Genomic DNA, 12,631 nt, shown 5'->3' on the forward strand with positions numbered 1-12,631 from the left:
GAGGAAACGACGCATGACCGGAATGCTCATCGCGGGCGAACGCACCGAGGGGGCGGCGGGGGAGGGCATCGACGTCGTCGACCCCGCCACCGAGGAGAAGATCGACGCCGTCCCGCGGGGCACCGCCGCGGACGTCGACGCGGCCGTGGAGGCCGCCGACAAGGCCTTCGCCGACTGGCAGAAGACGGACGCGGAGGACCGCGCGAACCTCCTGCGCAAGGCGATCGCGCTGATCGAGCGCGACCGCAAGGACCTGACGATGTCGCTCGTCCACGAGCAGGGCAAGCCGGTCACCGAGGCGGGCGGCGAGATCCACCACCTCATCCACGGCCTGAACTACTACGCGGACCTCGCGACCAAGGTGCGCGGCTCCTACCAGCCGCTGCCGAGCGCGCTGTCGAAGGCGTACGGCATGGTCATCCGGCGCCCGATGGGCGTCGTGGCGGCGATCGTGCCCAACAACTTCCCGCTCACGCTGCTCGGCACGAAGGTGGCGCCCGCGCTGATGGCGGGCAACACGATCGTCGTCAAGCCGGCGGCGACCACGCCGCTGACGACGCTCAAGATCGCCGACCTGCTGCTGGAGGCGGAGTTCCCGCCCGGCGTGGTCAACGTGATCACGGGCAAGGGCTCGGAGGTCGGCGACGCGCTCGTCACCCACGACAAGGTCCGGCGCGTCGCCTTCACGGGCTCGACGGCGGTCGGGCGCCACATCATGGGGCTGGCCGCGCCGAAGCTGAAGCGGATGACGATGGAGCTGGGCGGCTCTGACCCGGTGATCGTCGCCCCGGACGCGAACCTCAAGGCCGCCGCGCGCGGCATCGCCATCGGCCGCTTCTGGAACTGCGGCCAGATGTGCCTCGGCGGCAAGCGGGTCTACGTGTTCGACGAGGTGTACGACGAGCTGCTCGAGCAGCTCACCCGCACGGTCGGGAAGTACGAGCCGGGCCTGGGGTGGGAGAAGGCCGAGAAGCCGGCGATCCGCGTGGGGCCGTTGCACACCGCCGACGGACGTAACGAGATCCTCGAGCAGTTGCAGGACGCGGTCGACGGTGGCGGTGAAGTCGTGCTCGGCGGTGACACGCGCGAAGGCAAGGGCTATTTCGTGAACCCCACCATCGTCACCAACCCGGCGCTGGACTCACGCGTCGCGCGTGAGGAGACGTTCGGGCCGGTGTTGCCGATCTGGCGGGTCAGTGACCTCGATGAGGCGATCCGCCTCGCCAATGACAGTGAGTACGGGCTGGGCGCGTCGGTGTGGACGAACGACATCCGCACGATCCACCGTGTCGCCAACGAGGTGGAAGCCGGCATGAAGTGGGTGAACCAGTTCCACTATGGCTATGACGAGCTGCCGTTCGGTGGCGTCAAGCAGTCGGGGTACGGCAAGGAGCATGGGCAGGAGGGCCTCGACTACTACCTCGAGGACATCTCGGTCGTCGTGGGAGGGCTGGAGTGATGGCGGTCGCCTACGAAGCTGACGGGTACGTCGGGTACATCACGCTGGACAAGCCGCCGGCCAACTCCTACGACCGGGAGTTCATGGAGGAGTTCCAGGTGGCGGTCGACGCCGCCGCGGACGACGAGGAGACGTCGGCGATCATCGTCCGCAGCGCCTCACCGAAGTTCTTCTCGGCGGGTGCTGACATCAAGGCGTTCGCCGCCAACTCCACCGATGGCAACATGGCGATGATCGAGCTCGGCCATGCGGTGCTCGCGTCGATCGCGCGGGTGCCGAAGGTGTTCATCGCGCAGATCGAGGGACACGCGCTGGGCGGCGGGCTGGAGATCGCGCTCGCGTGCGACCTCCGCTTCGGAGCGCGCGGACCGTACAAATTGGGCTTGCCGGAGGTGACGCTCGGGCTGCTGCCCGGCAACGGCGGCACGCAGCGGCTCACGCGCCTGCTCGGCGTGCCGACCGCGCTCGACCTGATGATCACCGGACGCCCGCTCTCGCCCGAGAACGCGCACACGCTCGGCATCCTCGACCGGCTGTTCCCGGTGGCGGAGCTCGAAGCGCAGACGCGCCAGTACGCCTCCGCGCTCTGCCGCGGAGCGACGGTCGCCATCGGCGAGATCAAGCGGGCCGTCCACGAGGGCGTGGAGCTCCCGCTCGACGACGCGCTGGCGCGGGAGCGCGAAGGCATCCGACGCTTGTTCGACACTCTGGACGCCGCCGAGGGGTTCGCGGCCTTCCAGGAAAAACGCAAGCCGGAGTTCAAAGGTGTCTGAGCGCGAGATCGAGTACCTCATCGTCGGCGGCGGTGACGCCGGCTTCTCCGCCGCGCGCACGTTGCGCGAGGAGGGCGCCACCGGCTCGGTGCTCGTCGTCTCCCGCGACCCCGACCCGCCGTACGACCGCACCGCCGTCTCAAAGGGATTCCTTGGCGGTGAGAAGTCCCGCTCCGACGTCCTGCTCGGCGGCGAGCAGTGGTTCACCGAGAACGACGTCGAGCTGCTGACCCGTACGAGTGCGATGAAGCTGGACATCGAGGCGCACACCGTCACGCTCTCCAACAAGGACGTGGTCCGCTACGGCAAGCTCCTGCTGGCGACCGGCGCGAACGTCCGTCGCCTGCGCGTGGACGGCGCCGACCTCGACGGCATCCACTACCTGCGCGCGCTCGGGAACGCCGACGCCATTCGTGAGGACGCGAAGGACAACGTCGTCCTCGTGGGCGGTTCGTACATCGCCACCGAGGTCGCGGCGACCCTGAGCTCGATGGGGCGCAAGTGCACATTGGTGATGCAGGAGGACGTGACGCTCGAGCGCACGTTCGGCAAGACCGCCGGCGGGTTCTTCCAGAAAGCGCTCACCGACCACGGTGTGACCATCTACGGTGGTGAAGAGGTGGCGCGCTTCGAGGGTGAAGGCCGTGTGTCGGCGGTCGTCACCGCCTCGGGCAAGTCCATCCCCGCGGACGCCGTCGTCGTGGGTGTGGGTGTGAGCCCCGACGTGTCACTGGCCAAGAAGGCGGGGTTGGAGATCGGTGAGCGCGGCGGTGTGCTCACCGACGCCAAGCTCGCCACCTCCGCCGTCGACGTGTACGCGGCGGGTGACATCGCCGAGTACGACTCCGTGGTGCACCAGCAGCGCGTGCGCATCGAGCACTGGGACGTCGCGGAGAACCAGGGCAAGACGGCCGCCCGCTCGATGCTCGGCCACGAGGACCCCCACGACGTCGTCCCGTACTTCTTCTCCGACCTGAGTGACTGGGCGTGGTTCGAGTACGTCGGCCCGGCCTACACCTGGACCGAGGAGGTCGTCCGCGGCTCGATCGACGAGGGCAAGTTCACCGTCTGGTACCTCGACGGCGACCGCCTGGCCGGCGCGCTGGCCGTCGACCGCAGCGACGACCTCGACCTCGCGCGCGAGCTGATCAAGTCCCGCGCGCCCGTCGACCGGGCCGCCCTCGCTGCGACCTAAGTCTGAGTAGCCGCTTCCACTGCGCGGGTAGCAGTCCGCGCAGTGGAGGACCTCGTCTACGACATCACCCGCGGCAACCCCAGCTCGGTCAAGACCGTCCTGGCCTCCGTCGTGCTGGCCCTGGCCGTCTACCAGCTGCTGCTGGCCGCCATCGGCTACCGCAAGCTGCCGCTGATCAGCGCCAGGGCGGCCTTCTTCACCCACCGCGCCTCAGGCGACGCGATCGCGGTCCTCGTCGTGGTCGTCGCGCTCATGTGCCTTGCCGTCTTCGGCTTCGAAGGCGACTACGCGCTCCACATCGCCGCCGCCCTCGGCGCGTTGTGCGTGCTCGCGGTGAAGATCTTCGTCATCCGCTCCGGCAAGGGCGGGCAGCTCCTCCCGTATCTGGGAACGCTGCTCTTCCTGCTGCTCGCGGTCACCTGGTTCACCGTCGCCCCCGACTTCCTCGCCGGAGAGGACTGACGCACATGCAACTGCTCGGCTCGATCATCACGGCCATCGCGATCATCGCCGCCACGATCGCGGTCGTCACCTCCCAGCTCGGCCCGTTCAAGGAGGACACCGAGCGACAGGAGCAGATCCAGGAGCAGCAGGAAGACCAGCGCAAGGACGCCGAGGACCGCCGCGAAGACCGGTGACGCGCCCCGCCCGATGAGCGGGGCGCGGTGGGATCACCAGGTGGTCGGCTTCTCCGGGACGTCGAGCCAGACGTGGAAGAAGTTCTGCAGGTCGAGCCCGGACACCCGTTCGGCGATCGCGATGAAGTCCGCGGTCGTCGCGGTGCCGTAGCGGTACTTCGCCGTCCACGTCTTCAAGATCCGGAAGAACGTGTCGTCGTTGCCGATCTTCTCGCGCAACGCCTGCAGCGTCATGCCTCCCCGACGGTAGACGGCGCTGGCGAACATCGTGTCGCGCTGCGGGTTGGACACGACGATCTGCCAGAACGCGCTGCTCGCGGGCCGGCTGTAGTCGATCACGAACTGCTCGTGGGCGGTCCGCAGCCCCGTGAACTCCGCCCAGAGGAACTCCGAGAAGCTCGCGAAGCCCTCGTTGAGCCAGATGTTGTCCCAGGTGTTGACGGAGACGCTGTCGCCGAACCACTGGTGCGCGAGCTCGTGGGCGATGGTGTTCGAGCTGCGCACGGCGGAGTAGACCGGCTTCGTCTGCGTCTCGAGCGAGAACCCGAGCGGCGTGCCGTTGTAGGTGGCGTTGTCGGCGATGGCACCGACGACGTCGAACGGGTACGGCCCGAACTTCTGCGTCCACAGGTCGGCGGCGCGCGCCGACTCCTCATAGAAGAAGTCGACCGCCGTGCGCGTCTGCGTGACGCCGCGCTCGGTCGTCGTGACGTCCGGCAGCACCGGGTCGACCGCCACGTACTCCGGGATGCCGCCCGGCGTCCGGCCCTGGCGCACAGTCCAGCGCCCGATGTCCGCGGTGACCAGGTAGGAGGCCATCGGCAACGGCTCGTCCCACACCCACAGCGACCGCCCGCCCACGTCCAGGTGGTACTTGAGGGTGCCGTTGGCGACCACGCCGAGGCCCTTGGGGACGCTGACGCGGATCGTGTAGCGGGCCTTGTCCTGCGGGTGGTCGGAGACCGGGAACCACGTCGATGCCGCGTTGGGCTCGTCGCCCTGGAACGCGCCGTCGTCGGTGTGCAGGAACCCGTACGGGGAGCCGAAGACGATCGGCGACCCCACGATCGTCTGCGGCACGCCGCCGTACCGGACGGTGACCACGAAGGTGTCACCCTCGCGGATGCCCTTGCGGGGCGTGATCTGGAGCTCCTGCCCGTCCCGGGCGAACGCCGCGCGCCGCAGGTCGACCGTCACCGAGTCGACGTCGAGCTGCTGCAGGTCGAGGCCCAGGCGCGAGAGGTCCTGGGTCGCCCGAGCGGTGATGACGGCGAGTCCCTCCAGCCGATCGGTCGCCGGGTCGTAGGAGAACGACAGGTCGTAGTGCTGGGTGTCGTAGCCGCCGTTGCCCTCGAGCGGGAAGTAGGGGTCACCGAGGCCCGGGTCGCCGGGCTGGTAGTCCGGCCGGCCGTGGCCGTGACCCCAGAACGGCGGGTGGAACACCCGTGCCGTGCGCTGCGGCGCCGCGGCCGGGGCCAGGTCGGGCGCGATCAGCCCCGCACCATCCGGTTGGCCGTCCGGCCCGACACCCACCCCGCTGCGTGCGTCGGCGGCCGATGTCGTGGCCATCAGGCAGGCGGCGACGCCCAAGGCGCCCGCCGTCAGTCGCAGTGCTCGCCTCCGAGCCATGCTGGTCCCTCCCTCTTGACGACAGTGGACGAGGGGTAGTCCCTCAGCACGCGCGTGAGATGACGGTGAGAGCGGCGGCTCAGCGGAGGTAGCGCAAGCGCTTGGACTGGTACTCGCGCGCCGCCGACTCCACCCAGCGCTGGGACTCGCCCGCGATCTCCTTCTTGACGCGCGCCGGGACGCCCGCGGCGAGCACGCCCGGCGGGATCTCGACGCCCTCGCCGACCACGGCGCCGGCGGCCACGAGCGAGCCGGGCCCGACGGTGGCGCGCTGGAGGACGATCGCGCCCATGCCGATCAGGGACCCGTCGCCGATCTCGCAGCCTTCGAGCATCGCCATGTGGCCGACGGTCACGTTGGCGCCGACGATCGTCGGGAGGTCCTTGGCGCAGTGGATGACGCAGTTGTCCTGGACGTTGGAGCCGGCGCCGATGCGGATCGCGCTGTTGTCGCCGCGCAGGACCGCGCCGAACCAGATCGAGGCACCCGCGGCGACCTCGACGTCCCCGATCAACACGGCGGTCGGGGCGACGTAGGCGTCCTCCGCGATCCGCGGGGTGATGCCGTCTAGCTCGATGATCGTCGCCATACCGCCTCCTTGTGCTCGGGGGTGCCGACGAGGGCGCTCTGCGCGAGCGCCTCGGCGACCATCCCGCTCTCCAGATCCACGTTGCCCGCCAGCCACAGCAGGCGCTTGGCCGCAGCGTAGGCCTGCGGCGAGCGCTCGAGCATGAGCGCGACGCGCTCGCGGGCCGCCGCCACGACGTCGTCGACCACGGCGGTGACCATGCCCAGGCGCAGCGCGTCCTCGGCACCGACCTCCTCGCCGCCGAGGATCACGTCGCGCGCGCGTGCGAGGCCGATCAGCTTGACGAGGCGCGTGATCCCGCCGTGCGAGGGGATGATCCCGAGCCGGCCCTCGCGGTAGATGAAGCGCGCGCCGGGCGCCATCAGCCGCACGTCGCACACCAGGGCGAGCTGCGTGCCGGCGCCGGTCGCGACGCCGTTGATGGCCGCGACCGTCGGCTTCTCGAGGCGCTCGACCAGCGTGATCAGCTGCGTCAGGCGGTGCGAGTCGTGGCGGAAGTCGCGCGGGTCCCAGTCGCGCTCGAAGCGCGAGAGGTCGCCGCCGGCGCTGAACGCGCGCCCTTCGGCGGTGAGGATGACGGCGCGCACGGCGGCGTCGGTCGCCGCGCGCTCGAACGCGTCGCGCAGCGCGTCCGCCACCGCGTCGTCGATCGCGTTGCGGCGCTCCGGCCGGTTCAACGCGATCAGCAGCACGCCCTCGGCGTCGAGGGTCTGGGTCACGAGATCCACGGATGCCGATGGTACGGTCAGGTGGGTGATCGCGGGGTACCAGCACTTCCTGCGCCTCGCGGACCGCATCCAGTGGGACGACGAGGCGATCGACCTGACCACCGATGCGCGGAACTGGCCGACCGTCGCCGACACGCGCATCAAGGAGCTCGTCGCCGGGTTCATCGTCGGGGAGGCGGGCGTCGCCGAGCACCTGCACGCGTTCTTCGACGGCGACGCGGCCGCGACGTTCGCGGCCCAGCGGCGCGACGAGGAGCGCCACGCCCGCTTCTTCGCCCGCTACGCGCAGGCCGTCGGCCTCTCCGACCCACGCGCGCACGTCTCACCCGCGTTCGTCGACATCTTCGAGCGCCGGCTCCCGGAAGCGGCCGCGCAGGCGGGCGTCGAGGCCGTCGGGCTCTACCACATGGTCCTGGAGGGCGTCGTCTTCACCGCCGGCCAGTACGCGCTGCTGGAGATCCTCGACAAGGCGCAGTTGCCCGGCCTCTACGAGGGCATGGAGCTCGTGCTGCGGGACGAGAAGTGGCACATCGGCTTCGGCACGCGCTGCCTGAACGACGCCGACCTCGACGAGGCCCAGATCGACGCCATCCTCGCCGAGGGCGCGCGCGCCGCCGAGCTGTGGGCGCCCGAGCAGGCCGAGCGCGTGCTCCGGACGCTGCACCGCCGCATGGCGGCCGTCCGTTGACGCTCGAGACGCAGGAGCTGCCGGGCACCGAGCCGGCGCTCGTCTTCCTGCACGAAGGGCTCGGATCGGTCGAGCTCTGGCGCGACTTCCCCGCCCGCGTGCACGCCGCCACCGGACGTCGCGTGTTCCTCTACTCGCGCGCCGGACACGGCTGGTCGGACCTTCCGGACGGGCCGCGCACGCCGCGCTTCATGCACGAGGAGGCGCTCGACGTGCTCCCGCGGCTGCTCGCCGAGCACGGCCTCGAGCGCCCCGTGCTGATCGGCCACAGCGACGGCGCCTCGATCGCGCTCATCCATGCGTCCGAGCACCCGGTCGACCGGCTCGTGCTCCTCGCCCCGCACGTGTTCGTCGAGGACGTGACCGTCGCGAGCATCGAGGCGGCGCGGACCGCCTTCGAGACCACGGACCTCAAGGCGCGGATGGCCCGCTACCACCGCGACCCCGAGCGCACGTTCCGGCTGTGGAACGACATCTGGCTCGACCCGGCGTTCCGCGACTGGAACATCGAGGACGTACTGGCGCGCGTGACGGCGCCGACGCTCGCCATCCAGGGGGCCCAGGACCAGTACGGCACGCTCGCCCAGCTGGACCTCATCGAGGCGCGCCGCGTCGTGCTCGATTGCCGGCACGCTCCGCACCTGGAAGCCCCCGAGGAGACCCTGCGAGCCGTGACGGAGTTCCTGTGAGGATCGAAGACCACATCGTCGTCCCGCTCGACCAGACGTTCGACGCGCGCTACGGGCTGGAGTACCTGGAGCCCACCCGGGCGCGGGTCACCGTGACGCCGGCGGTGCTCGGCGCGGACGGCACCGTCCAGAGTGGCGTATACGCAGCCATGGCGGAGTCGATCGCGTCCACGGGAACCGCGGTCGAGGTGCTCCCGAACGGGTTCATCGCGTCCGGGCTCAACAACTCCACGCACGTGGTCGGCGCCGTTCGCGAGGGTGCGCTGGAGGCGGTCGCCACGTGCCGCGCGCGGGGCGAGACCGAGTGGCTGTGGGACGTCGAGATCGGGCCGCCGGGTGGTCCGGTGAGCGCCATCGCGACCGTTGCGATCGCCGTGCGCCCGAAACGGGTTTGATTCGTCCCGGACGGGGTAGCGGCGGATCGTGCCCCATGCCGCGTGGTCCTTCGCTGCCGCGCGCGAAACCCCGATGCAGGCCCGCCGTGCAGTCGTCGACTGGGCGCGGTCCTACGTGGAGGATCGCGCTGTCCTGAGCGACATAGCGTTGGCGATCACGGAGGCGGCGACCAACGTGGTCCTGCACGCCTACCGCGACCACGCCGAGCCCGGCAGCGTGACCATCGAGGCCGAGGAGTACGAGGACCACGTGTGCTTCTACGTGCGCGACGAGGGCAGCGGTCTCGCGCCGCGCGTGGACTCGCCCGGGCTCGGGCTCGGGCTCGGGTTGATCGCCCAGGTCGCGGACTCGGCGGACGTGCGCGCGCCCGAGGACGGCGGCACCGAGGTCGTCATGCGCTTCAACGTCAGTCGCGCCGCCTAGAGTTACCGAGCATGCAGTTGCTGCGCTCCGGGGCCGCCGGAACGGCCGCCCTCGAGCTCGCGATCTCCCACGCGCTGCTGACCCGCGTCTCCAAGGGCGAGCTGCCGAGCACGCTGCGCGTCTACCGCCCGCGCGCCGCGGTGGCCTTCGGGAAGCTCGACAAGCTCAGCCCGGGGTATGAGCGGGCGGTGGCGGCCGCCCGCGAGCACGGTTACGAGCCGGTGCTGCGGCTCCCCGGCGGTCACGCCGCGGCCTACAACGAGGCGTCGATCGGGATCGACGTGGTGTGGGCGCTCGCCGATCCCGCCACCGGCACCCACGACCGCTTCGCACGCGAAGGTGAGCGCCTCGCCGGCGCGTTGCGGACACTCGGCGTGGACGCGCGCGTGGGAGAGGTCCCCCACGAGTACTGCCCGGGCGAGTACAGCGTCAACGCACGCGGCAAGGTGAAGCTGATCGGCACGGCCCAGCGGCTCGTGCGCGGCGCGGCGCTGCTGGGCGCCTCGGTCGTCGTCCACGACGGCCCGGGCCTACGCGCCGTGCTGCGCGACGTCCTCGGCGCGCTGGCGTTCGAGTGGGACGAGGCCACCGCGGGCGCACTCGACGAGGAGGTCGAAGGGCTGACGCTGGACGCGGTGGAGGCGGCGGTGATCGCGGCCTATGACGACCTCGAGCCGGCGAACCTGGACGAGGAGACCCTCGCCCTGGCCCACCGGCTCGAAGCGGAACGCAGGCCTTAGGAGCGCGCGCTCGAAGCGGCTTCCTGCGCGTGGTCCTGCGCGGAGCCCTTGAGCTCTTCGGCGTGCTGCTGGCCGCTCTCCTTGGCGGTCTCCTGCGCCGATTGGGCGGCCTCCTGCGCGACCTGCTTGCCGCGCTCGAGGGCCTCCTGACCGGTCTCCTTGGCGCGATCGATCACGTCGTCGGAGATCTGGCCGAGCTTCTCGTCCTCGACGCGCGTCGCGGGGACGAGCATGCCGGCGAGGAAGCCGACGGCCACGGCGCCGACCGCCAGCCCGAGCGGGTTGGACTGGGCGACGCTCACCGCCTTCTTGGCCTGGCCCTTGACCTGCTCGGTGTCGGGCGTCTTGTCGCCGACGGTCTGTCCGGCGCCGACGAGGCGCTCCTTGGCCGATGAGGCGACGCCCATCACGCTCTCCTTCTTGTCCTGGATCGAGTCCTTGGCACGCGCTTTGACGTCGGTCTTGTAGCCGAGCGCGTCAACGGTCTCACCCATCTCCGCGCGGGTCTGCTCTATCTCGCGGCGGATCCGGTCTGGGTCTTCGCCCACTGGATGTCCTCCTTCACGGTCTCAACGGTTTGGGGTGCGGGCGGCGTGGCCTTCTGGATCGCGTTCTTGCCCGCGAGTCCGAGGACGGCGGCGAGCGCCAGCCACAGCAACGTCACGATCAGCGCGGCCAGCCAGAGCGGCAGGAAGCTGTCGAGGACGATGATCAGGAACGCGGTGAGCGCTCCGAGCCCGAGGAGGGCGACGACGGCCGCGCCGGCAAGCATGCCGGCGCCCTTGCCCGCGACCTTGCCCTTCTCGGTGACTTCGGCCTGCGCCAGCTTGATCTCCTGGCGCACGAGCGTGGAGGTCTGGCTCGCCAGATCCTTGACCAGCTCGCCGAGGCCCTTGTCGCGGGGGTCCGGCTCGACGGCGCGAGCGCCCCCGTTGGTGGGGTCGTGGGTGGCCATGGGATTCAGCGGGTGTAGTCCTCGCGGCGGATCGGGATGTCCCCGGCCGCTGCGCCCGGATCGGTCACGACCGTGCCCGCGCGCGGCGGCTGGCCGGTGCCGCCGACGGGCGGCACGCCGGTGCCGGTCCCGGGCGGGTCGATCATGTCGTCCGCGGCGAGGCCGGTGCGGCTGGTCGGCGCGCCCGCGGTCAGGCCGGGGCTCGTGGTCGGCGGCCGGTAGCCGCCGTTGCTGCCGGTCCCGCGCGTCTCGTAGCGCCGCGTGCTGGACGCCTTCAGGAAGCGCGAGGCCGCGAAGCCGAGCGCGACGCCGCCGGCGATGACGGCCCACGGCTGCCGACGACCGAAGTCCTCCAGGTCCTGGAGGATCGTGTCGCCGTCGGAGCGCTGCAGGTAGTCGCCGAGCGACTCGGCGCGCTGTGCGGCCTGCTCGGCGAGCTTGGCGGGCTGGTCCTTGCCCTGCTCGCGCAGCTGGTCGGCGACGCTGCGGATGTCGGACGCGGTCGAGCTGACCTGCTCGCCGGCCTGCGTCGAGCGCGTGTCGACCTGCTCACGGACCCGGCTCGCGGCCTGGCCCTTCGCCTGCTGCGCCTTCTCCGCCGCCTTTTCCTTGGCTTGATCGGTGGTGGAGCTCGGCCCATTGGCCGAAGCGGTTCCCCCAAGAGTGCTCATGGCCGGTGGGGCTTGCCAACCGCAGCGGTCGGCACTCGTGACTGGTAGGAGTCCTGACGCCGACCCGTCATGCGTCTGAGACGTGGGTAGGGGTCCGGACATGATCCTCCGTATTGACCGCTGGCAGACCGAGCTGCCGCCTCCCTCGACGCCGGACCCCGCGGGCGCCGCGACCGTCCAGGAGCTGATGGGCGGCAAGTTCGGCGAGATGTCAACGCTGATGAACTACACGTTCCAGTCGTTCAACTACCGCTTCCGCCAGGGCACGCGGCCGTTCTACGACCTGATCGCGAACATCGCCGCGGAGGAGTACGGGCACATCGAGCTCGTCGCCGCGACGATCAACACGATGCTCACGGGCGTGGACATCCGTGACGTCGAGAGCGAGGCGTACAAGCACCACTACAACTTCGGTGGCAAGGGTGCGCTTCCGGCCGACTCACACGGCACGCCGTGGACGGGCGATTACGTGCACTCCTCGGGCGACCTCGTCGAGGACCTCACTCACAACTACTTCCTCGAGACGGGCGCCCGCTCCGGCAAGCTGCGCGTGTATGAGATGTGTGACCATCCGGCGGCGCGTGCGCTGACCGGCTACCTGCTCGTGCGCGGTGGCGTCCACCAGGTCGCGTACGCGCGCGCGCTCGAGAAGCTCACCGGCGCGGACATGTCCAAGCTGTTCCCGTCGCCGCGCATCCCGACGGCGAAGATCCCCGAGTGCCAGCCGCACATCGAGGCCGGGGAGCACAAGAAGCTGTACCGCTTCTCGCCCGAGGACTACCGCGAGGTGATCGCGGTCTTCAACGGCCCGCACCCGGAGACGGGCGAGGACCTCGAGGTCGTCGACCACGCGCCGGAGGGCTTCCCGCCGCAGGACCTGCCGCCGGAGACCGACGTCTTCGCGCCGGACTACGCGCCTGAGGAGATCGCCGAGATCGCCCAGAAGCTGCGCAAGGCCGCCGGCCTCCCGGACAAGGTCACGGGCATCGTGGCCAACGACGACGACGGCCTCGTCTCCAAGGTCAAGGACAAGCTCTCTTAGAGAGGGACAGTCCCTC

The 12,631-nt window shown here is 70.6% G+C and carries 17 protein-coding genes; 11 read left to right on the top strand and 6 right to left on the bottom strand.

What is annotated here, in order from left to right; all coding sequences use genetic code 11:
• Window positions 1–13: 13 nt before the first annotated feature.
• The 5 genes from C8N24_RS21915 to C8N24_RS34210 are packed head-to-tail and all read left to right on the top strand — an operon-like array spanning window position 14 to window position 4,065.
• Window positions 14–1,459 carry an aldehyde dehydrogenase family protein gene (locus tag C8N24_RS21915; RefSeq protein ID WP_121254129.1) on the top strand — a complete coding sequence of 482 codons (1,446 nt, stop codon included), beginning with the start codon at window positions 14–16 and terminating at the stop codon, window positions 1,457–1,459.
• The gene (locus tag C8N24_RS21920; protein ID WP_121254131.1) at window positions 1,459–2,232 is read left to right on the top strand and encodes an enoyl-CoA hydratase/isomerase family protein; all 774 of its coding nucleotides are present in this window, start codon (window positions 1,459–1,461) and stop codon (window positions 2,230–2,232) included. The genes C8N24_RS21915 and C8N24_RS21920 overlap by 1 nt, the downstream gene beginning before the upstream one ends.
• Entirely contained in the window at window positions 2,225–3,427 is a 1,203-nt protein-coding gene (locus C8N24_RS21925; RefSeq protein WP_121254133.1) for an NAD(P)/FAD-dependent oxidoreductase, read from the top strand. Before C8N24_RS21920 ends, C8N24_RS21925 begins: the two co-directional genes overlap by 8 nt.
• 42 nt (window positions 3,428–3,469) lie before the next feature.
• Entirely contained in the window at window positions 3,470–3,889 is a 420-nt protein-coding gene (locus C8N24_RS21930; protein WP_121254135.1) for a DUF6529 family protein, read from the top strand.
• Between the two features lie 5 nt (window positions 3,890–3,894).
• Window positions 3,895–4,065 carry a hypothetical protein gene (locus C8N24_RS34210; RefSeq protein WP_170179309.1) on the top strand — a complete coding sequence of 57 codons (171 nt, stop codon included), beginning with the start codon at window positions 3,895–3,897 and terminating at the stop codon, window positions 4,063–4,065.
• A 33-nt stretch (window positions 4,066–4,098) separates the two neighbouring features.
• On the opposite strand, the gene C8N24_RS21935 is transcribed toward C8N24_RS34210, so the two are convergent.
• The 3 genes from C8N24_RS21935 to C8N24_RS21945 form a co-directional block, all read right to left on the bottom strand.
• Entirely contained in the window at window positions 4,099–5,694 is a 1,596-nt protein-coding gene (locus C8N24_RS21935) for a M1 family metallopeptidase (protein WP_211340103.1), read from the bottom strand.
• 79 nt (window positions 5,695–5,773) lie between these two features.
• A complete protein-coding gene (locus C8N24_RS21940) occupies window positions 5,774–6,283 on the bottom strand; it encodes a gamma carbonic anhydrase family protein (protein ID WP_121254137.1) in 510 nt (169 codons plus the stop codon).
• The gene (locus C8N24_RS21945) at window positions 6,262–7,011 is read right to left on the bottom strand and encodes an enoyl-CoA hydratase/isomerase family protein (RefSeq protein ID WP_170179310.1); all 750 of its coding nucleotides are present in this window, start codon (window positions 7,009–7,011) and stop codon (window positions 6,262–6,264) included. Before C8N24_RS21945 ends, C8N24_RS21940 begins: the two co-directional genes overlap by 22 nt.
• Window positions 7,012–7,036: 25 nt before the next feature.
• Between C8N24_RS21945 and C8N24_RS21950 the strand changes: the two genes are divergently transcribed.
• From C8N24_RS21950 to C8N24_RS21970, 5 genes are read left to right on the top strand one after another with little or no spacing between them, the layout of a single operon-like run.
• On the top strand, window positions 7,037–7,699 hold the full coding sequence (locus C8N24_RS21950; protein ID WP_121257914.1) for a ferritin family protein: 663 nt from the start codon (window positions 7,037–7,039) through the stop codon (window positions 7,697–7,699).
• Entirely contained in the window at window positions 7,696–8,388 is a 693-nt protein-coding gene (locus C8N24_RS21955; protein ID WP_170179311.1) for an alpha/beta fold hydrolase, read from the top strand. Before C8N24_RS21950 ends, C8N24_RS21955 begins: the two co-directional genes overlap by 4 nt.
• A complete protein-coding gene (locus C8N24_RS21960; protein WP_121254143.1) occupies window positions 8,385–8,783 on the top strand; it encodes a PaaI family thioesterase in 399 nt (132 codons plus the stop codon). The genes C8N24_RS21955 and C8N24_RS21960 overlap by 4 nt, the downstream gene beginning before the upstream one ends.
• A 28-nt stretch (window positions 8,784–8,811) precedes the next feature.
• Window positions 8,812–9,207: an ATP-binding protein gene (locus tag C8N24_RS21965; protein ID WP_147447929.1), complete on the top strand. Its 396-nt coding sequence runs from the start codon at window positions 8,812–8,814 to the stop codon at window positions 9,205–9,207.
• 11 nt (window positions 9,208–9,218) lie between these two features.
• A complete protein-coding gene (locus C8N24_RS21970; protein ID WP_211340104.1) occupies window positions 9,219–9,947 on the top strand; it encodes a lipoate--protein ligase family protein in 729 nt (242 codons plus the stop codon).
• On the opposite strand, the gene C8N24_RS21975 is transcribed toward C8N24_RS21970, so the two are convergent.
• From C8N24_RS21975 to C8N24_RS21985, 3 genes are read right to left on the bottom strand one after another with little or no spacing between them, the layout of a single operon-like run.
• Window positions 9,944–10,441, bottom strand: coding sequence for a hypothetical protein (locus C8N24_RS21975; RefSeq protein ID WP_245971948.1), 498 nt, complete (start codon window positions 10,439–10,441; stop codon window positions 9,944–9,946). The two genes, C8N24_RS21970 and C8N24_RS21975, sit on opposite strands and share 4 nt — an antisense overlap.
• 17 nt (window positions 10,442–10,458) lie before the next feature.
• Window positions 10,459–10,902, bottom strand: a complete 444-nt coding sequence (locus C8N24_RS21980) for a phage holin family protein (protein ID WP_121254149.1) — start codon at window positions 10,900–10,902, stop codon at window positions 10,459–10,461.
• 5 nt (window positions 10,903–10,907) lie between these two features.
• Entirely contained in the window at window positions 10,908–11,573 is a 666-nt protein-coding gene (locus C8N24_RS21985) for a hypothetical protein (RefSeq protein ID WP_121254151.1), read from the bottom strand.
• 100 nt (window positions 11,574–11,673) lie between these two features.
• On the opposite strand from C8N24_RS21985, the gene C8N24_RS21990 reads away from it, so the two are divergent.
• Complete coding sequence (locus tag C8N24_RS21990) at window positions 11,674–12,615, top strand: manganese catalase family protein (RefSeq protein ID WP_121254153.1); 942 nt, start codon at window positions 11,674–11,676, stop codon at window positions 12,613–12,615.
• The last annotated feature ends 16 nt before the right edge of the window (window positions 12,616–12,631 follow it).

Source organism: Solirubrobacter pauli, assembly GCF_003633755.1.
Lineage (GTDB): Bacteria > Actinomycetota > Thermoleophilia > Solirubrobacterales > Solirubrobacteraceae > Solirubrobacter > Solirubrobacter pauli.